26 protein-coding genes are annotated in these 20,734 nt (G+C 70.6%); 10 read left to right on the top strand and 16 right to left on the bottom strand.

Features of this window, described 5'->3' with window-relative positions:
* The first annotated feature begins 147 nt into the window (after positions 1-147).
* A complete protein-coding gene (locus OG453_RS39490; RefSeq protein ID WP_266873546.1) occupies positions 148-1,581 on the top strand; it encodes a helix-turn-helix domain-containing protein in 1,434 nt (477 codons plus the stop codon).
* A 72-nt stretch (positions 1,582-1,653) separates the two neighbouring features.
* Here OG453_RS39490 and OG453_RS39485 read toward each other — a convergent pair whose 3' ends face one another.
* Positions 1,654-3,162 (bottom strand): carotenoid oxygenase family protein, encoded by a 1,509-nt coding sequence (locus tag OG453_RS39485; RefSeq protein ID WP_266873545.1) that lies wholly within the window; start codon positions 3,160-3,162, stop codon positions 1,654-1,656.
* 257 nt (positions 3,163-3,419) lie between these two features.
* On the opposite strand from OG453_RS39485, the gene OG453_RS39480 reads away from it, so the two are divergent.
* Positions 3,420-3,701 carry a hypothetical protein gene (locus tag OG453_RS39480; RefSeq protein ID WP_266873544.1) on the top strand — a complete coding sequence of 94 codons (282 nt, stop codon included), beginning with the start codon at positions 3,420-3,422 and terminating at the stop codon, positions 3,699-3,701.
* Positions 3,702-3,758: 57 nt separating this feature from the next.
* Here OG453_RS39480 and OG453_RS39475 read toward each other — a convergent pair whose 3' ends face one another.
* The 4 genes from OG453_RS39475 to OG453_RS39460 form a co-directional block, all read right to left on the bottom strand.
* Positions 3,759-4,175 carry a hypothetical protein gene (locus OG453_RS39475; RefSeq protein ID WP_266873543.1) on the bottom strand — a complete coding sequence of 139 codons (417 nt, stop codon included), beginning with the start codon at positions 4,173-4,175 and terminating at the stop codon, positions 3,759-3,761.
* 49 nt (positions 4,176-4,224) lie between these two features.
* The gene (locus tag OG453_RS39470) at positions 4,225-4,626 is read right to left on the bottom strand and encodes a hypothetical protein (RefSeq protein ID WP_266873542.1); all 402 of its coding nucleotides are present in this window, start codon (positions 4,624-4,626) and stop codon (positions 4,225-4,227) included.
* A gap of 96 nt (positions 4,627-4,722) precedes the next feature.
* A complete protein-coding gene (locus tag OG453_RS39465) occupies positions 4,723-5,391 on the bottom strand; it encodes a hypothetical protein (RefSeq protein WP_266873541.1) in 669 nt (222 codons plus the stop codon).
* The gene (locus tag OG453_RS39460; protein WP_266873540.1) at positions 5,388-6,005 is read right to left on the bottom strand and encodes an RNA polymerase sigma factor; all 618 of its coding nucleotides are present in this window, start codon (positions 6,003-6,005) and stop codon (positions 5,388-5,390) included. Before OG453_RS39460 ends, OG453_RS39465 begins: the two co-directional genes overlap by 4 nt.
* Positions 6,006-6,335: 330 nt before the next feature.
* On the opposite strand from OG453_RS39460, the gene OG453_RS39455 reads away from it, so the two are divergent.
* Complete coding sequence (locus tag OG453_RS39455; RefSeq protein ID WP_266873874.1) at positions 6,336-6,674, top strand: hypothetical protein; 339 nt, start codon at positions 6,336-6,338, stop codon at positions 6,672-6,674.
* Positions 6,675-7,422: 748 nt separating this feature from the next.
* On the opposite strand, the gene OG453_RS39450 is transcribed toward OG453_RS39455, so the two are convergent.
* The 6 genes from OG453_RS39450 to OG453_RS39425 all read right to left on the bottom strand — a co-directional run bounded on the left by OG453_RS39450 (position 7,423) and on the right by OG453_RS39425 (position 11,455).
* Complete coding sequence (locus OG453_RS39450; RefSeq protein WP_266873539.1) at positions 7,423-8,040, bottom strand: TOPRIM nucleotidyl transferase/hydrolase domain-containing protein; 618 nt, start codon at positions 8,038-8,040, stop codon at positions 7,423-7,425.
* Positions 8,041-8,138: 98 nt separating this feature from the next.
* Positions 8,139-8,486, bottom strand: coding sequence for a VOC family protein (locus OG453_RS39445; RefSeq protein WP_266873538.1), 348 nt, complete (start codon positions 8,484-8,486; stop codon positions 8,139-8,141).
* A gap of 73 nt (positions 8,487-8,559) precedes the next feature.
* Positions 8,560-9,216: a maleylpyruvate isomerase N-terminal domain-containing protein gene (locus OG453_RS39440; protein WP_266873537.1), complete on the bottom strand. Its 657-nt coding sequence runs from the start codon at positions 9,214-9,216 to the stop codon at positions 8,560-8,562.
* An 85-nt stretch (positions 9,217-9,301) separates the two neighbouring features.
* Positions 9,302-9,850, bottom strand: coding sequence for a YciI family protein (locus tag OG453_RS39435; protein ID WP_266873536.1), 549 nt, complete (start codon positions 9,848-9,850; stop codon positions 9,302-9,304).
* A gap of 41 nt (positions 9,851-9,891) precedes the next feature.
* Complete coding sequence (locus OG453_RS39430) at positions 9,892-10,560, bottom strand: haloacid dehalogenase type II (protein ID WP_266873535.1); 669 nt, start codon at positions 10,558-10,560, stop codon at positions 9,892-9,894.
* Positions 10,561-10,732: 172 nt separating this feature from the next.
* Positions 10,733-11,455 carry a TioE family transcriptional regulator gene (locus tag OG453_RS39425; protein ID WP_266873534.1) on the bottom strand — a complete coding sequence of 241 codons (723 nt, stop codon included), beginning with the start codon at positions 11,453-11,455 and terminating at the stop codon, positions 10,733-10,735.
* A 58-nt stretch (positions 11,456-11,513) separates the two neighbouring features.
* Here OG453_RS39425 and OG453_RS39420 point away from each other — a divergent pair, with 58 nt between their 5' ends.
* The 5 genes from OG453_RS39420 (at position 11,514) to OG453_RS39400 (ending at position 15,439) form a co-directional block, all read left to right on the top strand.
* Positions 11,514-12,731 (top strand): erythromycin esterase family protein, encoded by a 1,218-nt coding sequence (locus tag OG453_RS39420; RefSeq protein WP_266873533.1) that lies wholly within the window; start codon positions 11,514-11,516, stop codon positions 12,729-12,731.
* A 128-nt stretch (positions 12,732-12,859) separates the two neighbouring features.
* Entirely contained in the window at positions 12,860-13,411 is a 552-nt protein-coding gene (locus OG453_RS39415) for a tellurite resistance TerB family protein (protein ID WP_266873532.1), read from the top strand.
* A gap of 143 nt (positions 13,412-13,554) precedes the next feature.
* Positions 13,555-14,340 (top strand): DeoR/GlpR family DNA-binding transcription regulator, encoded by a 786-nt coding sequence (locus tag OG453_RS39410; protein ID WP_266873531.1) that lies wholly within the window; start codon positions 13,555-13,557, stop codon positions 14,338-14,340.
* A 68-nt stretch (positions 14,341-14,408) separates the two neighbouring features.
* On the top strand, positions 14,409-14,762 hold the full coding sequence (locus OG453_RS39405; protein ID WP_266873873.1) for a DUF4406 domain-containing protein: 354 nt from the start codon (positions 14,409-14,411) through the stop codon (positions 14,760-14,762).
* Positions 14,759-15,439 carry an NUDIX domain-containing protein gene (locus OG453_RS39400; RefSeq protein ID WP_266873530.1) on the top strand — a complete coding sequence of 227 codons (681 nt, stop codon included), beginning with the start codon at positions 14,759-14,761 and terminating at the stop codon, positions 15,437-15,439. Before OG453_RS39405 ends, OG453_RS39400 begins: the two co-directional genes overlap by 4 nt.
* Before the next feature lie 7 nt (positions 15,440-15,446).
* Here OG453_RS39400 and OG453_RS39395 read toward each other — a convergent pair whose 3' ends face one another.
* A complete protein-coding gene (locus tag OG453_RS39395) occupies positions 15,447-16,055 on the bottom strand; it encodes a dihydrofolate reductase family protein (protein ID WP_266873529.1) in 609 nt (202 codons plus the stop codon).
* Positions 16,052-16,933 carry a metalloregulator ArsR/SmtB family transcription factor gene (locus OG453_RS39390; protein WP_266873528.1) on the bottom strand — a complete coding sequence of 294 codons (882 nt, stop codon included), beginning with the start codon at positions 16,931-16,933 and terminating at the stop codon, positions 16,052-16,054. Before OG453_RS39390 ends, OG453_RS39395 begins: the two co-directional genes overlap by 4 nt.
* A gap of 145 nt (positions 16,934-17,078) precedes the next feature.
* On the opposite strand from OG453_RS39390, the gene OG453_RS39385 reads away from it, so the two are divergent.
* On the top strand, positions 17,079-17,273 hold the full coding sequence (locus OG453_RS39385; RefSeq protein ID WP_266873527.1) for a hypothetical protein: 195 nt from the start codon (positions 17,079-17,081) through the stop codon (positions 17,271-17,273).
* A gap of 95 nt (positions 17,274-17,368) precedes the next feature.
* Here the strand turns inward: OG453_RS39385 and OG453_RS39380 are convergent, their stop codons facing one another.
* Positions 17,369-18,085, bottom strand: a complete 717-nt coding sequence (locus OG453_RS39380) for a TetR/AcrR family transcriptional regulator (RefSeq protein WP_266873526.1) — start codon at positions 18,083-18,085, stop codon at positions 17,369-17,371.
* 103 nt (positions 18,086-18,188) lie between these two features.
* Here OG453_RS39380 and OG453_RS39375 point away from each other — a divergent pair, with 103 nt between their 5' ends.
* On the top strand, positions 18,189-19,376 hold the full coding sequence (locus OG453_RS39375) for an FAD-dependent monooxygenase (protein ID WP_266873525.1): 1,188 nt from the start codon (positions 18,189-18,191) through the stop codon (positions 19,374-19,376).
* 30 nt (positions 19,377-19,406) lie between these two features.
* On the opposite strand, the gene OG453_RS39370 is transcribed toward OG453_RS39375, so the two are convergent.
* Together OG453_RS39370 and OG453_RS39365 are read right to left on the bottom strand one after the other, a co-directional pair.
* Positions 19,407-19,961: an SgcJ/EcaC family oxidoreductase gene (locus OG453_RS39370; RefSeq protein WP_266873524.1), complete on the bottom strand. Its 555-nt coding sequence runs from the start codon at positions 19,959-19,961 to the stop codon at positions 19,407-19,409.
* A gap of 172 nt (positions 19,962-20,133) precedes the next feature.
* Positions 20,134-20,568 (bottom strand): MarR family winged helix-turn-helix transcriptional regulator, encoded by a 435-nt coding sequence (locus OG453_RS39365; RefSeq protein ID WP_266873523.1) that lies wholly within the window; start codon positions 20,566-20,568, stop codon positions 20,134-20,136.
* Positions 20,569-20,734: the final 166 nt, after the last annotated feature.

Below are 20,734 nucleotides of genomic sequence, written 5' to 3'. Positions count from 1 at the left end.
AGGTGGGGTTCAATGTAGGGGGCGTGGGGAAGCAAGGCAATGCCTGGGGCGCAAGGTGACTGTGGGAGTGGGGAGTTCACGCCACGTAGTCACAAGTCCTTTCGCTCCAGGCCCGCATGGACTTGGCTCGGACCTGGAGGCGGAGAGATGTCGGACAGTGGATCTGGGGGCGTTCGGCTCGACGAGCCCGCGGTGATCGGGCGTCGAGTCCTGCGCCTTCGTACGGAACTAGGGCTCACCCAGCGGCAGTTGGCCGAACCCGCCTACACGCCCGCCTACGTCTCCACGCTGGAGTCGGGCAAGGTGAGGCCGTCCGAGGCGGCGCTGCGGCACCTGGCCGAGCGTCTCGGCGTCACGTCCGAGGAGCTCGCGACGGGCCGCCCCGCCCGCCTCGCCGCCGAGCTGCGGCTGCGCCTGACCGACGCGCGGCGCGCGCTGGCCACCGGAGCACCCGAAGATGCCGCCCCCCTCTTCCGGGCCCTGCACGCCGAAGCCGTCGAACACGCTCTCCCGGGGGAGCAGGCCACCGCGCTCCTCGGCCTCGGCGACTGTCTTCTGGAGTCCGGGGAACTCGACGACGCGCACGAGTGCTTCGCCTCGGTGGAGCGGCTGCTCGCCGACGAGCCGCTGCCCCGCCGCGTCCCCGCCATCCGCGGCCGCGCCAATGCCCACCGGCTGACAGGTGAACTCCGTTACGCCTGCTACCTGTTGGAGACGGCGCTCGATCAGCTCAACGCCTCCGGACTGCAGGACCCCGACGCGCTGCTCCTCCTCTACACGGCATCCATCGCCCCGTACATGGACATGGGCGCACACGAGCGCGCCGCGCACGCCGCCGAACTGGCGATCGCGCTCGCGCCGCGCGTGGACGATCCCGCCCTGCTGGCCGGGATGCACCGCGGGGTGGCCCGTACGCTCATCGCCCAGGGCCGCATCGCCGAGGCCGACGCATCGCTGGCCAAGGCCCAGGATCTCTACCGGCAGCTGCACATCCGCACCGAACTCGCCCACTGCCACTGGATGCGCGGCTACGTGCACGCCCAGGACGGCGACCTGGCGCGCGCCGAGAACGAACTGCGCACCGCTTACGACATGCTCACCGCCAAGCGGGCCGCGCTCTTCGCCGAACAGGTTGAGGTGGAACTCGCCGACGTGCTGCGCCGACGCGGCAAGGTCCAGGAGGCCGAGGCGCTCCTGAGACCGCTGCTGGCCGTCGGCACGGAGGCCGCGGAAGCCGCGGGGCCCACGGACATCCCGGAAGCGCGCTCCCTCAGGGCCGGACGCGGCACGGTGCACGTAGGCGCCGCGCACCGGCTCCTTGGCCTCATCGCGGAGGAGTGCGGGGACACGACGGCCGCCGAGGAGCACTACCGCGCCGCGCTGCCCCTGCTCGAACGGGCAGGCGTGGCAGGGGACTTGGCGGGCCTGTGCTGCCTACTCGGCGACCTTCTCCGCAGGACAGGACGGACGGAGGCCGCCCTGGACGCCTACCGCACCGGCCTCGCCCACCGGGCCACCCCGGGCACGACGACGCTGGGACCCGCGCCCGAGACGAATCCCGCACCGCACGCGGCCATGTAAGGGCGGAGCGCATCAGGGAGACCACACACACATGCAGCTCCCCGCGCCAACCTCCTGCCGCGGCCCAGCTGCCTACTGTTCCGCCACCCAGCTGCCGTGGAAGCCGAGCGGTACCCGGCCGGGCAGGTGGATGCGGGCCAGCGGGTGGCCGGTGAAGTCCTGGGCCGCGAGGATCACCAGGTCGGTCGCGCCGCGGTCGGGGTCGTTCACGTAAGAGAGGATGTAGCCGTCGTCCTCGTCCCGCGCGCCCCGGCGCGGCACGAACACCGGCTCGCTCGCCGCCGCGCCCTTCGGGAAGCGGTGCACCTGCTTGCTGTCGCGCAACATGTCATGTTTCACCAGGCAGTTGGTGAACTTCTCGTCCGGCGGCACCCCGTCGACCGTCTCGTACGCGCGCCACATCTCGGCCGCGCTCGCCGTGTACCCGAAGCGGTGCCGGCGGGAGACCAGGGATTCGTTGACGCGCGGGAACTCCTGCGGTAGATCGTCGATGCGGCTGCCGCGGACCCGGCCGGCGCGCAGATCGACCGTCCAGCGGTCGAGCGCGGGCGCGCCGGTCGCGGAGGGACCGCCGCTGCCCCGGCCCGCCGCGTAGAACGGGGCGGGCATGGAGGTGTACTCGACCACCACCTTGTCGCCCTGGTCATAGGCGTTGAGCGTGTGCGAGAAGTAGACCGGGTCGATCTCGAACCAGCGCGTGGTGCCTCCGGCCCGCGGCAGGATCCCGATGCGCATGGGGTGTCGCTCGTTCCAGATGTACGGCACCGTGGCCCCGGCCTCGGCGGCCGCCGCGTCGAACGTGATCGGGACGTCCACGATCACCACGTACTTCTCGGTGAGGGCGAAGTCGTGCATCATCGGCGCGTCCGCCACGGGGACCTTGGTGGTCCGCGCCACCCGCCCGGTCCGGTCGATCATGATGTGCCGTACGTGGTCCCAGGTCGGGTAGTACGCCACCGCGTGCAGCTCGTCCGCCGCCGCGTCGTACTTGGTGTGCGCGGTGAACGCGCCCCGCAGCGTGGACCGGAAGTCGTACGGGCGCACGGTGGCAAGCTCGCCGTCCAGTTCGTACGGCAGCGGCCCGCCCTCCTGGAGCGCCAGGATCCGCCCCTTGTAGGGGATCACATGCGTGTTGCACGCGAAGTCGTCCGGCGGCGCATCGCCCGGGTAGGGCTCGCCCAGCTTCTTCGCCACCTGCGAGGAGCGCACCCAGCGGTTGCGGTACCACTCGGCGCGCCCGCCGCGCAGCCGCACCCCGTGCACCATGCCGTCGCCCAGCATCCAGTGGTGCGCCCGCGGATCCTCCAGGCCCAGAGCGTTCGGGCCCGTGCGCAGGAAACGGCCGTCCAGGTCGCGCGGCACACGGCCGGTCACCGGCAGGCCGAACGCGGTCAACTCCTCGGTGACCGGCGCGAACGCGCCCTCCAGGAAGGGGAGCGACTTCTTGCCGCCGCCCGCCGCACCGGGCGTGGCAGCATGCGCCGCCGCTGCGCCGTGGCCGAGCCCGTACCCGCCGACCACACTGCCCGCAGCCGCGAGCGCCGCACCCTGGAGAATCCTCCGCCGCGTATGACTGGTCACCGTCTCTCCCCGTTCGTCGATTCGGGGCCCGGCCGGAACCGCCGGACCGTCCGCTGGCTACGGGAACAAGCCTGCTCCGATGGGGGCCGCGAGGCAGGAGGTCTGGGGCCCGAGCAGGGGGTGGTGCTGACGCCACCCCGACCGGCGGGAGCCTTCCGTTCTGACCGGGATGGGCAGAGTCGTGCTGGACATGCGGCCGTGCAGGACGTCTGATGGTCCTGCGGTCTTCGGTACCGGACTCCAGCGTGAGAGGACGCATGTCGCACAAGGACGACGAACCACGCGGGGGCGCACCCGGCAACCGACTGGGCGACATCGCCCTTCCCCTGGGCATCGTCGCCCTCGTGGGCTCCTTCATCCCCGTACTCGGCGACTTCGTCGCCGCGCCCCTCGGGCTCCTGGCCCTGGTCCTGGGGGCGTTGGGGGTGTGGAAGAACGAACGGGGCCTAGCGACGAACTTCGGCCCGTCGCTCATCGGCGCCACCCTCGGCGCCCTGGCCCTGCTCATCGTCCTGCTCCTGTTCGCCGTGACCCACTGAACGGCGGTCACCTCCCGCTGCCTTGGGCGGCAGCGGGAGGCGCGTGGCAGAAGGCGGTCAGCAGTCGGGCACGCCTTCGATCTTCTCCCCGCCGACCAGGTAGACATTGCTGATCCACAGGCCGTCACTGCCGCCGGGCAGCTCCACGTACGACCACCAGGTGCTCGACCCCTGGCCCGGCTCGGAGACGAAGTCGCCCTGCCGCTGGCAGAAGTCGATCAGCTTGCCGGGACCGAAGGTCGTCGGCGAGGGCGAATTGACGAGCGGTTCGACGTGCAGGCGTACGTTGCTGGCCCAGACCTGGACCTCCTTGCCCGCCTTGGCCTGCTGCTCGGCCGCGGCCGATGCGCTCTGGGTCGACGCCGACGCCGACGCCGACGCCGACGCTGATGCCGTCACCGGTGCGGCCAGCGCCAGCGCGCCGACGGCCGCCGCCAGCGCCACGGTCCGGCCCGTGCTCCTCAGAATCCTCATGTCTGTCTCCCCGTTGATTGGTTCGCTGGTCGGTTCGGTCGTGTCGGTGTCAGGCGCCGCAGATCGGTACGCCGGGCAGCTGGTCGTCGGGCGTGTCCACGAAGTAGCTGGCGATCCAGCCGCGCGAGTCGCCCCGCTCGATGAAGACCCACCAGTCGTTGCCGCTCACCGTCTCGCCCTTGCGCTGGCAGCGGGCCTCGAACTGCTGCCCGGGCTGCAACTTGCCGGACACGGTCGGGCAGTTACCCGGCGAGGGGAAGCCGTCGCAGGTCGCGGGCGACTGCGGGTTGTCGCGGACGTTCACGTCGGTCGCCCAGACGGTGAAGGCGGCAGCAGCACCGGCGTTCGGCGCCGGCTCGGCTGCGGATGCCGTACCCGCCGTCACGGCGAGGCTGCCCGCGGTCAGCGCAACGGCCGCCGCGGACCTGGTCAGAAAGGTACGTACGCTCATGTCGTTCTCCCCGTGTAGTACGTGCTCTCACGCGCTACACGGAGCGGGGCCGCTTCCCGTATGACACCCCGCACTGTGACCTGCGTCACATGTGCGTCAGTGGGTGTCGCCGCCCCGCGCGCAGTCCGGCACCTCCGCGCTGTTGCGCGTCCGCACACCGGGCAGCCAGCCCTCCACGCCGAGCGCGGTGCGCACCAGGTACCACCGGGTGGACGTGATGCCCTTCTCGTCCTGGACGAGCGTGCCGTCGGTGACCACGCACTGTGCTTCGAGCCGGTCGCCGTGCCAGACGCGGGCCGCGCGGTTTCCGGGCGCGGCGTACCGCTCGTACGGATCCTTGGCGACCCGCAACGCGCACTCCAGGGTGCGCAGTTCACGGCAGGCGGACTCCGCGTTGTGCACCGTTATCGTCACGCCCCGCGTACCTGCGGGCGGTGCCGGCCGGTCCTGCCCGCCAGGGCGCACCAGCCACCACGTCCCCAGGGCGATCGCGCCGACCAGCGCCGCCGCGACGACGAGGGTCAAGCGGGGACGGTGTCGCCCCGGCGTGCCGAGTACGGCGATGCGGTACGGCCTGCGCTGTCGGCGCCCGGCGGGGGAGTCGGCCCGGATACGGTCCCACAGCCCGTGGGGCACCTCGATCGCCTCGTCGGCGGCGCGCAACCGCTCGCGCAGCACGGCGACCGCGGCGTCATCGGCAGAGAAGCCGGCGCTCCCGGTGTCGTCCGGGGGAAGCTGCCCCGGGGGGCCCGGAGTTGAGTTCATGACGCCCTCCCGTCCTCGGGTCGCCGCCCGGGCTGCGATGTCCGCGGATCGGGCGCTTCGACCAGCATGCCGCGCAGGCTCTCCAGCGCGCGGGCGCGGTGGCGGGCCGCCGTGCCCCGGTGCACCTTCATGATCTTCGCGGCCTGGTCGATGGTGTAGCCGTCGAGGTCGACGAGGATGACGACGCCGGCCTGCCGCGGCGAGAGCCTGCTCAGCAGCCGCATCGCCTCCCACTCGCCCTGCCGCCGCTCAAGACCGCCGTCCCAGGCGGCATCGACGAAGGCGCCCCCGTGTGCGCCGCCGCTCTCGAGCGTCCGCACCCCGGTGTGTGCCTCGACGTCCTCGATGAGCACCTGCCGTTTTTCTCGACGGTACGCGTCCCGCACGGCACTCATCAGTGCCGAGAACGCGTAGGCGTAGGGCTCGGGGTGGGCGAGCAGCCGCTCGGGGCGGGTGGCGAGCTTGAGATAGGCCTCGTGCACGGCGTCCTCGGCGAGCTGCCGGGATCCGGAGAACATCACAGCCCTGCGATAGAGCCTGGGCAGCAGGCCGCAGAAGACGTCATCGAACGTTGCCCGGTCGGACTTCGCGCCATCGGTCTGGTCTTTGCGCATAGCCGCGGGAGGCTACCCCGCCACGTGCCGCTCAATCTGGCGGGCCGCCAGTTCGCCCGGAAGATGAACCGGGCGTGAAGCGCCTCGACTTGATGTACCACTATTGCCACACACAATATGCACACCAGGGTGGCCGGCTGCCGGCAAGGGAATTCCCACGCTCCTTCATTTGGGCAAGTTGCCGAATACCTGGCCATATTTGGGATGTTCCGCTGCCCGTGTAACGCGACGGCGGCCATATGGCGCAGATGTACACGGGCCCGCACGACGCCGGTGCGTGTCCCGTAAAGCGACGCGTCAGATTGGACACCCGTGAGCAATATCGACCCGATGCCAGGGCCCCACGGCTACGGCCGGCCCCCGCAGCCTCCACAGCGCCAGGAGCGGAACCCGAGCACTGCTCGGCGGACGGCCCTCGCCGTCCACACCACCGCTGACATCGCCGCCGTGTTCCTCGGTCTGTGGGTCCTGCTCTACCTGCTCGACGCCAACGAGGCCAACGTCTTTGTCGAATTCGTGCACGGGACGGCCGACTTGCTGGCCTGGTGGTCACAGGATGTTTTCACGATGGACACAGAAGGCCTTCGGGTTCTCCTCAATTACGGTCTGCCGGCCGTCATTTATCTACTGGTGGGTCATGGGATCGCCGCGCGCCTCAGCCGGGCGTGACGGCTTGCAGATCTCAAGTACGACAGAAATCAAGAAAGGGCAGCACTGTGACACCCACCTCGGCAGGAACCGATAATTTGCCGGTCTACGAGAACCTGGTTCGGGAACTCGGTGACGTCTTGACGGAGTCCCGCGTGGTGGCCGCACAGACGCTGCACCAGGCGGCGCAAGCCGTCAACGGCCACGGCGGGATTCCCCCGATGGCCGGTCCGGCAGCCGCACGCCCCGCACTGCCTGACGGGTCGGCCGGGGGCAGATAGCCGGCGAGGCCGGCCCGGTCGTCGGGGCAGCGGGTCGTCGGGGGCGGCCGGTCGTCGGGGTCAACGGTTCGTCGGGGTCAGAGGATCCGGGCGGGCCAACGTCTCGGACAGCGGCAGTCCGTCCCTCGCGGCAACGAGCCGACGCTCCCGTAGCTCGGCTCGCGTCCGCGGGCGGTACTTGGGCTCCTTGCCGCAGCCGCACACCGATCGCCCTTCGTAGCGCAGCCCTTCGCCCAGGACCGCCGCGACCACCGACCATCCGCGGGTATCACGCCTGGGAGGCGGAGCGAAGTCGTGGCCGGCGCAGACGAGGGGCCGGGCGCAGTTCGGGCACAGGTGCTCCCGCTGAGGGTCTGCATGCTGCTTGAAGCTGACACGGCATGAGACGCACGCGTAGTGCAGCTTGTAGTAGGTCATGGCGTAGACGCACACCGGATCACCGTACCGAGCAGACCCTCGAGCGGACCATCCGTTTCTCCGGGCAACGATCAGAGGCTGGTGAGCAGGTCGTCCAGCGGGGCGGGTACGCGGTCGGGTTCGAGGGCCTCGACGAGTACGCGACCGTAGTGGATCTTGCGCCCCTTCTTGGTGCCGAGGAAGCGCCGCAGTTGCCCCTCTGCGGTGCGGCCCTGCTGGGCGGGCTGGCGCAGGAAGGTCTCCAGGGCGCGCAAGTCGCCCTCCGCCCGGACGAGTTCCTTCACCCGTGCCACGCCAAGGGCGCGGATGAGCTCGTCCTCCAGATCGGCCGAGCAGACGAAGAACCCGTCCTGTGCCGCACGGGCCCGCTCCAGGCCGCGGGTGTAGAAGCCACGCTCCGCCTCGTCGCACAGGCCCGTGAGGCGCAGGCCCAGGCCGGGCGGACCGAGGAGTTGGGCGAAGCGCGCGATGCTCATCGCGCCGCCCATCGACAGGACGCAGACTCCTTCGGCCGCCAGGTTCCGGCCGCGGCGCACGGCAAGCGCGCTGACCGCCGCGGCATCACTGGGCCCTTCCAGCAGGACGACCGCCCGGACGGGCAGTTGCGCGGCCAGCTCGCGTGCGGGGTCGCCGGGGCCACCGGCCGCCCACGCGGCGACCGCCTTCTGGAACAACCCCATGTCAGCCATGAAGGGAGTCTCCGTCCTTTCCGGCCGGCACGGTAGGGAATTTCGCCGACGAGTCGATCAGCGGTGCGCACTGGACCGTCCGTCGCGGCAGAGGCTGGTCAGCGGTGGCCGAGGACATTGACCACCCGGCCGTTGGGGTCGCGGACGAAGAACCGCCGTACCCCCCACTCCTCGTCCTGCAGCGGGTGCACGATCTCCGCCCCGCTCGCTCGCACCGCCGCGTAGGCCGCGTCCACGTCGTCCACCTCGACGCTCATGTCGGGCACGACCGGCGCGGTCTTGTCCCGCGCCATGAAGGTGACCTGCGCCGTGGGGTTGTCGGGGGACGCGAGCGTCATCACCCAGCCCAGGTTCATGACCTCCTCGAACCCCAGGAGGCCGTAGAAGTCCCGGCTCTCTTCCAGGGCCTCTGACCGGATGTCGGGCATGACCCGGCGGATGGACATCGGCGTCTCCTGTCACGTGACGATGCGGGGCGATGCGGGGCGATGCGGGGCGATGAGGGGCGATGAGGGGCGATCACCCGAGGACGAGCGGGAGTTGCGCGGCCAGCGCACCGAGCTCGGCCTTCTCCGCCTCGCTCGGGGCCCGCCGTCCGGTGCCGACAAGCAGTACGTCCTGGTCGGAGAACGACGCGGGGAACGAGGCACCGGCGATCTCCTCGATCATCTCGCGGCACCGGGCAAGCCCCTCGGCGGGCGGTCCCGCCACGTCCGGGAGGTGCGCGACCAGGTCGAGGTGGTGCAGCGTCCACTCCAGGACGTACGCGGCCAGATAGTCGCCCGTGGTCAGGACGAAGTCGCGGGTGGCCACCCGCAGGGCAGGGGCGGCGAGTTCGGCGGCGCGGCCCGCGGCGGAACCGACGTCGTCGAGGTGGAACTTGAGCAGCCACGGCTCTCCGTACGCGGCGGCAAGACGGACGATCAGCGCGTCGAGCGGGTCGTCGCCGGTCGGCGGCGAGTCGGCGACGTCCCAGTAGGTCACCGCATTGCGGGTCGGTTCGCCTTCGGCCGGGGTCACCAGGGTGATCAGTACGTCCTGGGCGTCGATGACCAGATGGCACACCAGGTCCCGTACGAGCCAGCCCGAACAGCCGGACGGCTGGGCGAAGTCCGCGTCAGAGAGGTCGGCGACCGCCGTCCGCAGAGCTGTCCACGAGCGTGAGAAGAGATCCACATCGGCACGGTAGTGCGGTGCCGCGAGAGCGGACAAGCGCATTCGCCGAGCGGCGGGTCCGTGGCGGCGGACCCGCATCCCTTCGTCACCGCCGCCCGCCGAACTCCCAGGCGTGGACCTCGACGGCGGCGTAGCCGTCCCGGCTCAGGACGGCGCGTGCCGTCTCCGGGTCCGGGGCCCGGACCAGCGCCGCCGTCCCCAGCCAAGTGGTGGCGTCGTCGGACAACAGCGGCCCGTACGCGATCAACTCGTCCCGGTCGGGCGGCACGGCGACGTCGGCGGCAGGCTCCGCGCCGAGGCCGAGCACCAGATACCGGTCGCCACCGGTGCGGCCGCCGGGGAAGTCCCACATGGTGCGCCCCAGCACATTGCGCCACCGGCGCAGCAACACGTCCCGGTACGCGCCGGCCTGGTAGTTGGGCTCGTCGAAAACGAACGCGCGGGCGGCGGCGGGGTCTGGCAGGTCGACGATGTGCACGCTGCCGGTGGGGGTGTCCCCGTCGTCGGCGAACGTCGGCCCGCGAGCGATCAACTGCTTCGCGTACGCGTCCATATAGGACCAGTGGTCTTCCAGCAACTCGCTGCGCAACGCGCCGGAGCCGGGCCGGTCACGGTGGTAACAGAAGAACTCCATCCCCACAGTCTCTCCCCACAACAGGGGCAGCGCGGGGGAATTCAGATGCCCAGAAGATCTACGACCCCGGCGAGGGAGGTGACCTCGTACCCGTGGTAGAAGGGCGCCGACGGCTCGGTCCCTCTGTTCAGATACACCGTGTCTTTCACACCAAGGTCTGTTGCCGACTGCAGGTCGTAACGCGGACTGGACGACACATGCATCGTCTCCTCCGGCCGGCAGCCCAACTGTTCGTACATGAACTCAAAAGCACGCAGCCGCGGCTTGTAGGCCTGTGCCATCTCCGCCGTGTACACCGCGTGGAACGGCGCGCCGAGCTTCGCGACGTTCTGATGGGCGTGGCTGTCCGCGGCGTTGGAGATGATGACGAGAGGGAAATGCTCGGCGAGCTTCGCGAGGGGCTCCGGGATGTCGGGGTGCGGCCCCCATTCCGGGACCTCCGCGAAAACCTTGGCGGGATCGCTCGGCCGGAACTCGACGCCGGTGCTGCGGCACGCCCGCTCGAAGGCTCGGGAAACGACCTCGTCGTACGGTCGCCAATCACCCATCACCTCATCGAGTTGATAGCAGCTGAACCGGTGGAGAAAGGCGTCCAGCTTCTCGGGCGACGCCACGTCCTTGATCACCTCCCTGGCGGCGGACCCGATGGCGAAGTCCGTCAAGGTCCCGTACATGTCGAAGGTGATGAACCGAGGATCAAGACCGCTCAACGAACTTCTCCTTGTCGAAGTTGCCCCTGCCGGCAGCGCCGCTACAGCATGCCGAATCAGCGTCGCTCAAGGGTCAACTGACCTGGCCGACCCGTGATTCCCCGGTCCTGGCCCGGGGGCGGCGACGGCACATGGGCGCCGCGGTCGTGGCCCGCGGCTGACAGCCGCATTCTCATGCGCGTTCGCAGAGGTACGCCTCCAGTTCGGCGGCCCCGGTCAGCATCGCCCGCCCGCGGGCGGACAGCCGGCCGTGCCAGTCGCGCAGTGCGGCCTCCAGCGGATCGACACCGCCGGCCGCCCGCACCTGGGCGATCAGCGGGGCGATCTGCTCAAGGAGGTAGCCGCCCCGCCTGAGCTGGTGCGCAAGGCGGGCGTCCCGCACGTCGGCCTCGTCGTAGACGCGGTACCCGGTGCTCGGGTCGCGGCGTGGACGCACCAGCCCTGCGCGCTCCCACTTGCGCAGCGTCGCGGGCCGGATGCCGAGCTCCCTTGCCAGCGGCCCGATGAACCTGTCGGCAGGCCCGGACGCGGCAGTGGGCTTCCCCGGGGCCAGGCCGCGGAGGGCACTCTCCACGGCCTGGAGGGTCCGCCGGTCGTCGAGGAGCTGGACATGGCTCTCGTCGATGAGGCGGAACGCCTCATCGACCGCGCCCCGGTTCACGGACCGCATGATCGACGTCGCCGTCTGGTGGCCGTGGCCGGACACCAGGGCGAGAAACGCGCGCAGGGCCCTTGCGTGCAGCGAGGTATAGGTGCGGTAGCCGTGGGCCGTGCGGCCTGCGGCCGGAAGGATGCCGGCCTCCTCGTAGTTCCTGACGGCCTGCGTGGACAGACCGTGCCCGCGTGCCAGGTCGATCGGCCTGAGCTGCTCTCCGCTTTGAAGGTTTGGTCCCATAGTCCTGTCGATCTCGCGGAAAAGTTTCAACCGAAAGTTCAACGATAGCGTTGAAGGCATGGCTACTGACATCAAAGACATCGCCCATGCCGTCGAAGCCACAGCCGTCATGAAACTGCTCCCGACCCGGCCCCGGCTGCTCGCCGTGGGCGAGCCAACCCACGGCGAGGACACCCTGCTCGACCTGCGCAACGAGCTCTTCCGGCAGCTCGTCGAGCAGGAGGGCTACCGGACGATCGCGATCGAGAGCGACTGCATGATGGGTCTGGTCGTGGACGACCACGTCACCTCGGGCACGGGCTCCCTCGACGAGGTCATGGAGCACGGGTTCAGCCACGGCTGGGGCGCGTCCGCGGCCAACCGCGAGCTTGTGCGCTGGATGCGGGCCTACAACGTTCGCGCGGACCACGATGGCCGGCCCGCGTCCGACCGGCTCCGATTCGCCGGTGTCGACGGCCCGCTGGAGATCACTCACGCGGCGAGCCCCCGGCAGGCCCTCACCGCACTCCACGGCCACCTCGCGGCCCAGGTGGACGCGGACCTGCTCCCCTGCACCGCGGAAACGCTCGACCGCCTGCTCGGCGCGGACGACCGGTGGACCGATCCCGCCGCGATGATGGACCCGGCCCGGTCCGTGGGACAGTCGGCCGAGGCCGGTCGACTGCGGCTGCTCGCCGACGAGTTGGTCGCCCTGCTCGAGGCGCAGACGCCGCACCTGCTCGCGGCGGCCTCGCGGGACGACTGGGATCGGGCGTGCCTGTACGGGCGCACCGCGACCGGCCTGCTGCGCTACCACCACTGGATGGCCGACGCCTCACCGGCCCGCCTGACCCGGCTTGCGGGCCTGCGGGACCAGATGATGGCCCAGAACCTCCTCGCCCTCGCCGCCCGGGGCCCGGCACTCGTCCACGCTCACAACTCCCATCTCCAGAGGCAGAAGAGCACGGTGCGGATGGGCGGGATGCCGCTGGAGTGGTGGGGCGCCGGTGCGCTGGTGAGCGCCCGGCTCGGCGAGGGGTACGCCTTCGTGGCCATGGCCCTTGGCACGATCCGGCACCAGGGAGTGGACACGCCGCCGCCGGACACCGTCGAAGGCCTCCTGTACGCGCTCCCCGAGGACCACTGCGTCATCGACGCCCCACGGCTCGCCACCACCCTCGACGCCACGCGGCCCGCGCCCCGCGTATCCCCCTGGTTCGGCTACGCCCCGCTCGACCCGGCCCACTTGGCGGACAGCGAGGGGATCGTGTTCGTCAAGGACGTCGCACAGATCTAGTCGCGCAGGTCCCGTCGCACACGTCTGGTTTCGTGCGCGGCCATGGAACTTCGACGGGTGGGAAGGCGTTGGCAGAGGGACGCGCGGAAGGCGCGCGGACGAGCGAACGGTTAGCCGAGGTGGCACGGATGGCGATGTGGGACCGGATCAAGGACCAGGCCAAGGGTCTGCAGCAGCAGTCGCAGGGTGCGCGGAGCTCCGGCGGTCACGGACGGTCGGGTTCGGGGTCCGGCGGCGGGTCGAAGGCTCAGCTTGTGGGCGTGCTCAAGTCCCAGCTCGGCTCCCTCAAGACGGAACTGAAGAGCGGTGCCTACAGGGACGCCAGCATGGCCATGTGCGCCCTGGTCGCGGCCGCCGACGGGTCGGTCGACCCGGCCGAGCGGCAGCATGTGGAGTCGCTGATCCTGCAGAACGACGTCCTGCAGAACTTCCCGCCGGATCAGCTGCGTCAGCGCTTCAACAAGCACGTCGACCAGTTGACGCTCAACTTCCAGCAGGGCAAGGCCCAGGTCATGCAGGAGATCGCCAAGGCGGCGAAGAAGCCGGTGGAGGCCAAGGCGGTCGTACAGACCGGCTTCGTGGTCGCGGGTGCGGACGGGTACATCGCCCCGGCCGAGGAGCAGGTCCTGCGCGAGGCGTGCGCGGCGCTGGGCGTCTCCCCGCAGGAGTTCGGCCTCTGACCGGGATCCGCTTTGCAGTCGGGGCCCGCACCTCCAGTAGGAGGTGCGGGCCCCGACTGGGTCTGGAGCAGGGCCGCGGCTCGCACACCCGTAGCTCACGCATTCAGCTGTTCATTCGAACACTGCAGTGATAGAAAAGGGTCATGGGTGTCGCCAATCGTTTGGACCTGACCCTGCGATTGGTGCAGGGCTCCGACCGGGTTTCCGTGTCGGAGCTCTCCCAGCGCCTGGGTGTGTCGGAGATGACCGTGCGCAGGGACCTGGACGCGCTGGAGCGTCACGGGCTTGTGCGTCGCGTGCACGGCGGTGCCGTGGCGACGCGTTCGCGGGCCGAGGACGCGGGATTCGTTGCGCGTGAGCCGTGGCAGGCCGCCACCAAGGACCGCATCGGCGGCGCCGCGGCAGCGTTGGTCGAGCCCGGATCACGGGTCCTGCTCGACGCGGGGACCACGACGGTGCACGTGGCCGAGCACCTGGCGGCCCGGGCCCCGCTCACGGTCGCCGTGCTGAGCCTGCAGGCCGCGGTCTGCCTGGCCGACCGGCCGGGAATCGAGCTGCTGGTCGTGGGCGGCCGCTCGCGTCCCGGTGAGCGTTCCTTCGTCGGTCCGCTGGCGCTGCGCACGCTGGAGTCCCTGGCCTTCGACTGCTTCGTCATGTCCATCGGCGGCGTGCACGCCGAGCACGGCTGGTCGGAGTTCTCCCTGGATGACGCCGCCGTCAAACAGGCCGGACTCGCCCGGAGTGACCGCACCATCGCGGTGGCGGACGCGACCAAGCTCGGCGTGCGCGCCTTCAGCCGGGTCGCCCCGCTCGACGCGGTGGACCGCTTCGTCACCGACCGGGCCGCCGAGGACGCCGGCACACACCCCAGCGGTCCGCAGACCATGGACGCCCTGCGCGATGCGGGCGTCGAGACCGTCCTGGCGTGACCCCAAGTCCCCGCCCCTGCCCCCGTGTTGAGGAGTGTGCCGTCGTGGCCGCCGATTCCCGTTCGTTGATGATCCTTGTCGCAGGTCCCTACCGATCGGGCACCGGCGACGACCCGCGCAAGCTCGAAGCCAACGTACGGGCGATGAACGAGTGCGCCCTCGCCCTCTTCCGCGCCGGGCACCTGCCCGTCACCGGCGAAGCCCTCGCCCTGCCGCTGCTGGACACCGCGGGGAGCACCGGGCCGGGCGACCCGCTGTTCGACGAGATCTTCCACCCCGTCGCCGAGCAACTGCTCGCCCGCTGCGACGCCGTTCTGCGGATCGGCGGCCCCTCCGAGGGAGCGGACCGGATGGTCGCGCAGGCCCGCGCCCAGGGCACGGACGTCTACACCGACCTCGCCGACGTGCCGGCCGCCCGATGACCGCTGGCCTCGACACCCCCGACCGCCGCGGACGCACCGGCCTCGACCGGCACGGCCACGACCTGACGGGCAACCCGCGCGTGCGGATCCGCGACGTGGAGGTGCTCTCCTGCGACTGGTACGTCCTGCGCAAGACCACCTTCGACTACGAGCACGGCGACGGGCACATCAGCCGCGAGCAGCGGGAGACCTACGACCGCGGCGACGGGGCGACGATCCTGCTCCACAACGCCGACCACCGCACCGTGCTGCTCACCCGTCAGTTCCGCCTCCCCGCCTACGTCAACGGACACCCCGACGGCATGCTGCTGGAAACCGCCGCCGGACTCCTCGACGGGGAGAGGCCGCAGGAAGCGATCCGCCGCGAAGCCGCCGAGGAGACCGGCCACGTCATCGGCGCTCCCGAGCACGTCTTCGACGTCTACATGAGCCCCGGCTCCGTCACCGAACGCGTGCACTTCTACGCCGCCCCCTACGACCCGGCGGACACTCCCGCAGGTGCGACCGGAGTCGCCGCCGAGGGCGAGGACATCACCACCGTCGAGCTGCCCTTCGCCGACGCGCTCGCCATGGTGCGCAACGGCGCGATCGCCGACGCCAAGACCATCATGCTGCTCCAATGGGCGGCTCTCGACGGCCCGTTCCGCCCGGCCGAGCCGCCCACCGGCCACAACTGAGCCGGTATCAGCGGACGCGGTCGTAGACGAGGGCCAACGTGCCGTGTTCGCCCGCGGTCTGGCTGACGAGCTCCCACTTCCCGGCGGGCAGACCGTCGTCGAAGAGGCGCGGCCCGCCGCCGAGGAAGACCGGAAAGACGGTGAGCGCGAGGCGGTCGACCTGGTCGGCCGCCAGCAGCGCCTTGATGATGCTCGCGCTGGAGAGCACGAGGATGTCGCCGCCTTCCGTGGCCCTGAGGTCCGAGGCCACCTCGGCGGTCGGCTTGTCGACGATCGTCGCCCGCTCCCAGGGCGCCTCGCCGAGGGTGGAGGAGAGGACCACCTTGTCGGTGTCGACGAGCCACTGGGCGAAGGCCTCGTCGCGCGGGTCCGCACCCTCCATGCCGATGACGGTGGGCCAGAAGCCGAGGAACCCCTCGGCGTTGACCCGCCCGAGCAGCGCAGTCGTCGCCGTCTCCCGGAGGGCGGCCAGGTGGTCGCGGGCGACGTCGGTGACGGCGTACGGCATGACCCAGCTCATGTCGATCGGGTCGTCCGGCGCGGCGTAGTGGCCGTCGAGGGAGAGGCTCATGTTGGTGACGACCCGTCGGCCGGCCGTCAGCTTCTGCTCGGTCATTGCGCGCTCCTGGTGTCGTCGGTGTGGGGGTCGGTTTCGGCGCTGGTGCCTACGCTGTCGTGCGCGTCCGCGGCGAGTGCCGCCGCGAGTTTGTCGAGGCTCTGGCCGAAGCCGATCTCGATCCCCGCGATGAAGTCCGCGGAGTCCACCGTGCTGTCGGTGATCCGCCAGTGGGCGTCGAGGTCCGTGCCGGTCTCGGTGGGCCGCAGGTTCAGCTCGACGTGGGCGGTGAAGGCGAGGCTCCCGTCGGGCAGGAGCGGGGAGAGCCGGTAGGCGAGGCGCTCACCGGGGCGTACGTCGTCCACGACTCCCTCCGCGCGTCCGGCGGTCAGATCCGAGCCGTCGGCGTCCTCGGCATCGCGGTACTCGTTGACGATCCGCCCGCCCGGACGCGCCTCGAAGACGAGCTCGGAGACGCGGAGGTCGTCCGGCGTCCACCATCGGGCGAGCAGGGAAGCCTCGGTCAGGTGGCGCCACACCAGCTCGGGGCGCCCCGCAAGGGACCGCAGGAACGCGAAGGAACGGCCGTCGGCCCACCCCGACTCCTCCGCGGCGAGCCGCTCGGCGCGCAGGCTGAGCCCGTATCGGTCGTAGGTCCCGCGCGGACCGTCGACCTGGTCCGCGCTGTCGGCGAGCCCGTTGAGCGCGGCCGCCAGGTCCCGCAGGGGAGCGGACCGGAGTGCGTAGATGCGGCGCTGGCCGGTGCGCTGCGAGCTGACGATGCCGGCGCGCTCAAGGGTCTGCAGATGCTTGGTCGTCTGCGGCTGGCGCGCCTCGGCGAGCTGGGCGAGGACACCGACCGAGCGGGGCCGCTCGGCCAGCAGGCTTACGAGCCGCCAGCGGGCGGGGTCGGCCAGTGCGGTGAGGAGTGCGTCCATGAAGATGAGTATTCGCCATGGAGAATATTCGTGTCAAGGAATATTGCGAGGCGTGGGCCTGCCCCGTCCGGCTCAGGCGGTGCGGCCTAGTCCCGGTCGGCGACCTCGGCGCCGTCGGCGAAGTGCGTCAGAACCATCGCGACCAGTGCGTCGACATCGGCATCGGACGCGCTCGCTGAGCCGGCTCGCGGCCGAGCATGAATCGCCGCAGGGGAACAACGAACGCATCCGCACCACATGGTTCGACCCGGCCAACGCCGAAGCTCTCGGCAAGGCCCTCGACGGCCTCCTCGCCGATCTGAAGCAGCCGCTCCGGGCTGAGGAGCATCGCCTGGATTGATGCGGGGCGCTCTGGTCGGCTCGCGCCCGGCTCGGCTCGCGCCCGGCTCGGCTCGCGCCCTGTCCGTCTCGCGCGCCGGTCAGCTCGCGCCCAACTCAGCCGGCGCGCCCGGCGATGAGCAGGCCCAGGCCATCCAGGATGCGGTGCAGGCCGAACTCCAGTGCCTCGTCCTGCCCGCCGTCCTTGGCCGTCGAGGCCAGCGCGGCGGTGAGGGCGGGGTAGCGCGCGCCGTGCGCCCGCATCAACTCGCCCAGCGTGGCGCTGAGTTGCGCCTCGGGGGCGCCCGCCGGACCGGCCGCGCGGGCCTGCTGGGTGATCTCGCGTACGTGGCCCGACAGCAGGACGACCGCGTCCATCCGCTCGGCGCCCGTGAGGCCGGTGCCGTCCAGTGCGGCGAGGGCCTGCTCCATCCAGGCCAGTTCCCTGGGGCCCATGATCCGCGGGCCGACGGTCGCGTCGAGCAGCCATGGGTGCCGGTGGAAGACGGTGGCCAACTGCCGGGCCCAGTCGCCCAGTTGCTCCCGCCAGTCGCGGCGAGGTCCGTCCGGCAGGGGGGCCTCGCCGATGGTGGCCTCCACCATCAGCGCGACCAGCTCGGCCTTTCCCGGCACGTACCGGTACAGCGCCATCTTGGTCACGTCGAGCAGGCCGGCGATCCGCTGCATGGACACGGCGGCCAGCCCCTCCGTGTCGGCGATCTCGCTGCCGGTCCGCGCGATGCGGTCCAGGCTCAGCGCCGGCTTGGGGCCTCGCCTGGGTTTCGCCGGCGGGTCCCAGAGCAGTCGCGCCGTCTGGCTCCGCTCGTCGCTCATCTCGCCGCTCCCATCTGCGGTCTTGCAGGTCCTCAAAACTGTGTCTACGGTACACACTAATAATCAGTGTCCAGTGGACACAGTTTTGCGGGGAGTGCTGTCCATGACCAAGAACGTCCTCATCTCCGGTGCCGGCATCGCGGGCCCGGCGCTCGCCTACTGGCTCGGTCGCCACGGGTTCAGACCCACAGTGGTCGAGCTCGCACCGGGCCTGCGCGCCGGCGGCCAGGCGGTCGATTTCCGCGGCGAGACGCACCTGACCGTGCTGGAGCGCATGGGGGTACTCGACAAGCTGCGCGGGATCCAGACCGGCGGCAGCCCGATGAGCTTCGTCGACGAGCGAGGGCGACAACTGCTGCACCTTCCGGCCGAGTTCGCCGGCGGCGAGGTGGAAGTGCTCCGCGGAGATCTGTCCCAGGTGCTCTACGAACAGAGCCTCCCGCACACCGAGTACGTCTTCGGCGACTCGATCACCGGCCTCACCGAGACCACCGCCGGGGTGCGGGTCACCTTTCGGCATGGCGCGCCTCGGGAGTTCGACCTCGTGATCGGCGCGGACGGGCTGCACTCCAACGTACGCCGCATCGCCTTCGGCCCCGAGGAGAACTTCGTACGTCATCTCGGCTACTACGCCGCCACCTGGCAGCTGCCCAACTACATGGGCCTCGGGCGAGGTTCGGTCGGCCACAACGCGCCGGGCCGGTTCGCCGCCGTCGGCGGCGGCCACCAGGACGCGTCGCAGGCCGGTGCCTTCTTCGTCTTCGCCTCGCCCCAACTGGCTTACCGCTCCGACCCGGAGCAGCAGAAGGCCCTGATCGCCGATGCGTTCGCCGGGCTCGGCTGGGAGGTTCCGCGGCTCCTCGACTCCCTGCGGCAGGCCCCGGAGCTGTACTTCGACTCGATCAGCCGGGCGGACGTGGACACTTGGTCCACGGGGCGGATCGGCCTCGTCGGGGACGCCGCCTGCGGCGCGACCATCGGCGGCATGGGCACGGGAACCGGCGTGGTCGGCGCCTACGTACTGGCCGGCGAACTGGCGCTGGCCAACGGCGATCACCGCGCGGCCTTCGCCCGGTACGAGAACAGGATGCGCGGCTACGCCCAGGGCTGCCAGAAGGGCGGCGACCGCACCGGAAAGTTCCTCGCCCCCGCCACCGCGACCGGCCTCCGCCTCCGCAACGCCCTGCTGAGCAGGCGCTCGCTGCTGAACTGGATGCTCAAGCAGGGCGAGAAGGTCAGCACCCTCGCCCTGCCCGACTACCGGGCCGAACTCAGCAGGACCGGCAGGTGATCAGCCCCTGGCGCGCGGCGGCGAGGGGCGTCAGCTCGCGGGCGGCACCACCGAGGAGTGGTGGTTGACGATCAGCCACCGGCCGTCCCGCTTCTCGTATTCGAAGGTGTAGCGGGCCTCGACGGTGCGCTTCTCGCCGGTCTTCGCATCGGTGAGGTGGAATCTGTACAGGCCCGCGTCGATCGCCGAGTCGGAGTCGAGGATGTTGATGAGACCGCGGACCTTTTCGCCCTGGGGCTTGTTCAGCTGGAAGTGCTCGAAGTAGTCGACGATCCCGGCATGGTCGGTGCGGATCTGCGGCGAGGCGGTGGGCAGCAGCACCGCGTCCTTCGCGTACCGCGCGGCGACGGTCTCGGCGTCGCCGGACTGTAAGGCCTTGTTCCATCCGTCGAAGAGCGCGGCGATCTGCTTCTCCGTGGGCTTGGCGTACGCGTTCTTGGCGGGCTTGGCGTACGCGGACTTGGGTGCTGTCGCGTGGGCGGCGCCGTTGGAAGCGGCCATGGCGACTCCCACGGTCACTGTGGCAGCCGCGGCGAGGGCGGTGGTGGTGACGACTGTGGCACGTATGCGGCTCTTGCGGTTCATCTCAACTCCAGTGCGGTAGCGGTCACTTCCGCCGTTCGTGTCCTCTGTGGCGGGAGTGACCCCAGACTTGCCGAGCACTGGTCAGTGGGGATTCAAGAGACGTACAGGTTGTGGCCAAAGGTCGCCCATGTTCTGGTTCCCCGGTCCTGGGCGGCGGAGGGCCCGGCGGTGCTCAGACCGCGGGCTGCGCGAGGAAGACTCGCTCCAGCAGGGTGTGGAGGGTGTCGCGCTCCTGGGCGGTGAGGCGGTCCAGGCCTTCCTGCGTGGTGTGCATCTTGGCGCGGATCGCGTCCGTGGCGCGCTCGCCCTCCGCAGTGAGTACGACGTTCTTGACGCGTCGGTCGGAGGGGCTTGGCTCCCGGCGGACCAGGCCGCGCTTCTCCAGGCGGTCGATGATGCCGGTCATGTTCGACGCGTCGCAGGTCAGCGTGTCGGCCAGGGAGCGCATGGCCGCGGGGCCCCGGCGCAGGACGGTCAGGGCCTTGCCCTGGCTGGCCGTGAGGTTCTCGCTGGCCGCCGCGAGCGTGAAGTCGCCGTAGTAGGCGCCGAGCGACAGCGAGAGCAGCTCCATGAGCTGGGCCGTGTCGGTGCGGGGAGAGCCTGTCATGACGGTCACTTTACCTCGTGAAACTTGACGATCTCAAATATCGGCGTCTACGGTCGACCTCGTTGCTTGAGAATATCAAGCATCAAGGTTGTCAAGTAACTCGGCAGCCAACAGCAAGTGACAGCAAGTAACAGCAAGTAACTCAGAGAGAACTGAGAGAGAACCG

Origin of the sequence: Streptomyces sp. NBC_01381 (genome assembly GCF_026340305.1) — a bacterium.
GTDB lineage: Bacteria > Actinomycetota > Actinomycetes > Streptomycetales > Streptomycetaceae > Streptomyces.
This window is presented reverse-complemented; position numbering and strand designations above follow the sequence as displayed.

Bases quoted from the DNA above. Each gene is read 5' to 3' on its own strand.
- OG453_RS39460 (WP_266873540.1), bottom strand. From the start codon at position 6,005: ATGCGCAAAGACCAGACCGATGGCGCGAAGTCCGACCGGGCAACGTTC.
- OG453_RS39465 (WP_266873541.1), bottom strand. From the start codon at position 5,391: ATGAACTCAACTCCGGGCCCCCCGGGGCAGCTTCCCCCGGACGACACC.
- OG453_RS39410 (WP_266873531.1), top strand. From the start codon at position 13,555: ATGGGTGTCGCCAATCGTTTGGACCTGACCCTGCGATTGGTGCAGGGC.
- OG453_RS39490 (WP_266873546.1), top strand. From the start codon at position 148: ATGTCGGACAGTGGATCTGGGGGCGTTCGGCTCGACGAGCCCGCGGTG.
- OG453_RS39445 (WP_266873538.1), bottom strand. From the start codon at position 8,486: ATGTCCATCCGCCGGGTCATGCCCGACATCCGGTCAGAGGCCCTGGAA.
- OG453_RS39470 (WP_266873542.1), bottom strand. From the start codon at position 4,626: ATGAGCGTACGTACCTTTCTGACCAGGTCCGCGGCGGCCGTTGCGCTG.
- OG453_RS39420 (WP_266873533.1), top strand. From the start codon at position 11,514: ATGGCTACTGACATCAAAGACATCGCCCATGCCGTCGAAGCCACAGCC.
- OG453_RS39390 (WP_266873528.1), bottom strand. From the start codon at position 16,933: ATGGACGCACTCCTCACCGCACTGGCCGACCCCGCCCGCTGGCGGCTC.
- OG453_RS39435 (WP_266873536.1), bottom strand. From the start codon at position 9,850: ATGGAGTTCTTCTGTTACCACCGTGACCGGCCCGGCTCCGGCGCGTTG.
- OG453_RS39450 (WP_266873539.1), bottom strand. From the start codon at position 8,040: ATGGCTGACATGGGGTTGTTCCAGAAGGCGGTCGCCGCGTGGGCGGCC.
- OG453_RS39365 (WP_266873523.1), bottom strand. From the start codon at position 20,568: ATGACAGGCTCTCCCCGCACCGACACGGCCCAGCTCATGGAGCTGCTC.
- OG453_RS39400 (WP_266873530.1), top strand. From the start codon at position 14,759: ATGACCGCTGGCCTCGACACCCCCGACCGCCGCGGACGCACCGGCCTC.
- OG453_RS39415 (WP_266873532.1), top strand. From the start codon at position 12,860: ATGGCGATGTGGGACCGGATCAAGGACCAGGCCAAGGGTCTGCAGCAG.
- OG453_RS39425 (WP_266873534.1), bottom strand. From the start codon at position 11,455: ATGGGACCAAACCTTCAAAGCGGAGAGCAGCTCAGGCCGATCGACCTG.
- OG453_RS39375 (WP_266873525.1), top strand. From the start codon at position 18,189: ATGACCAAGAACGTCCTCATCTCCGGTGCCGGCATCGCGGGCCCGGCG.
- OG453_RS39395 (WP_266873529.1), bottom strand. From the start codon at position 16,055: ATGACCGAGCAGAAGCTGACGGCCGGCCGACGGGTCGTCACCAACATG.
- OG453_RS39370 (WP_266873524.1), bottom strand. From the start codon at position 19,961: ATGAACCGCAAGAGCCGCATACGTGCCACAGTCGTCACCACCACCGCC.
- OG453_RS39405 (WP_266873873.1), top strand. From the start codon at position 14,409: ATGATCCTTGTCGCAGGTCCCTACCGATCGGGCACCGGCGACGACCCG.
- OG453_RS39475 (WP_266873543.1), bottom strand. From the start codon at position 4,175: ATGAGGATTCTGAGGAGCACGGGCCGGACCGTGGCGCTGGCGGCGGCC.
- OG453_RS39455 (WP_266873874.1), top strand. From the start codon at position 6,336: ATGCCAGGGCCCCACGGCTACGGCCGGCCCCCGCAGCCTCCACAGCGC.
- OG453_RS39380 (WP_266873526.1), bottom strand. From the start codon at position 18,085: ATGAGCGACGAGCGGAGCCAGACGGCGCGACTGCTCTGGGACCCGCCG.
- OG453_RS39480 (WP_266873544.1), top strand. From the start codon at position 3,420: ATGTCGCACAAGGACGACGAACCACGCGGGGGCGCACCCGGCAACCGA.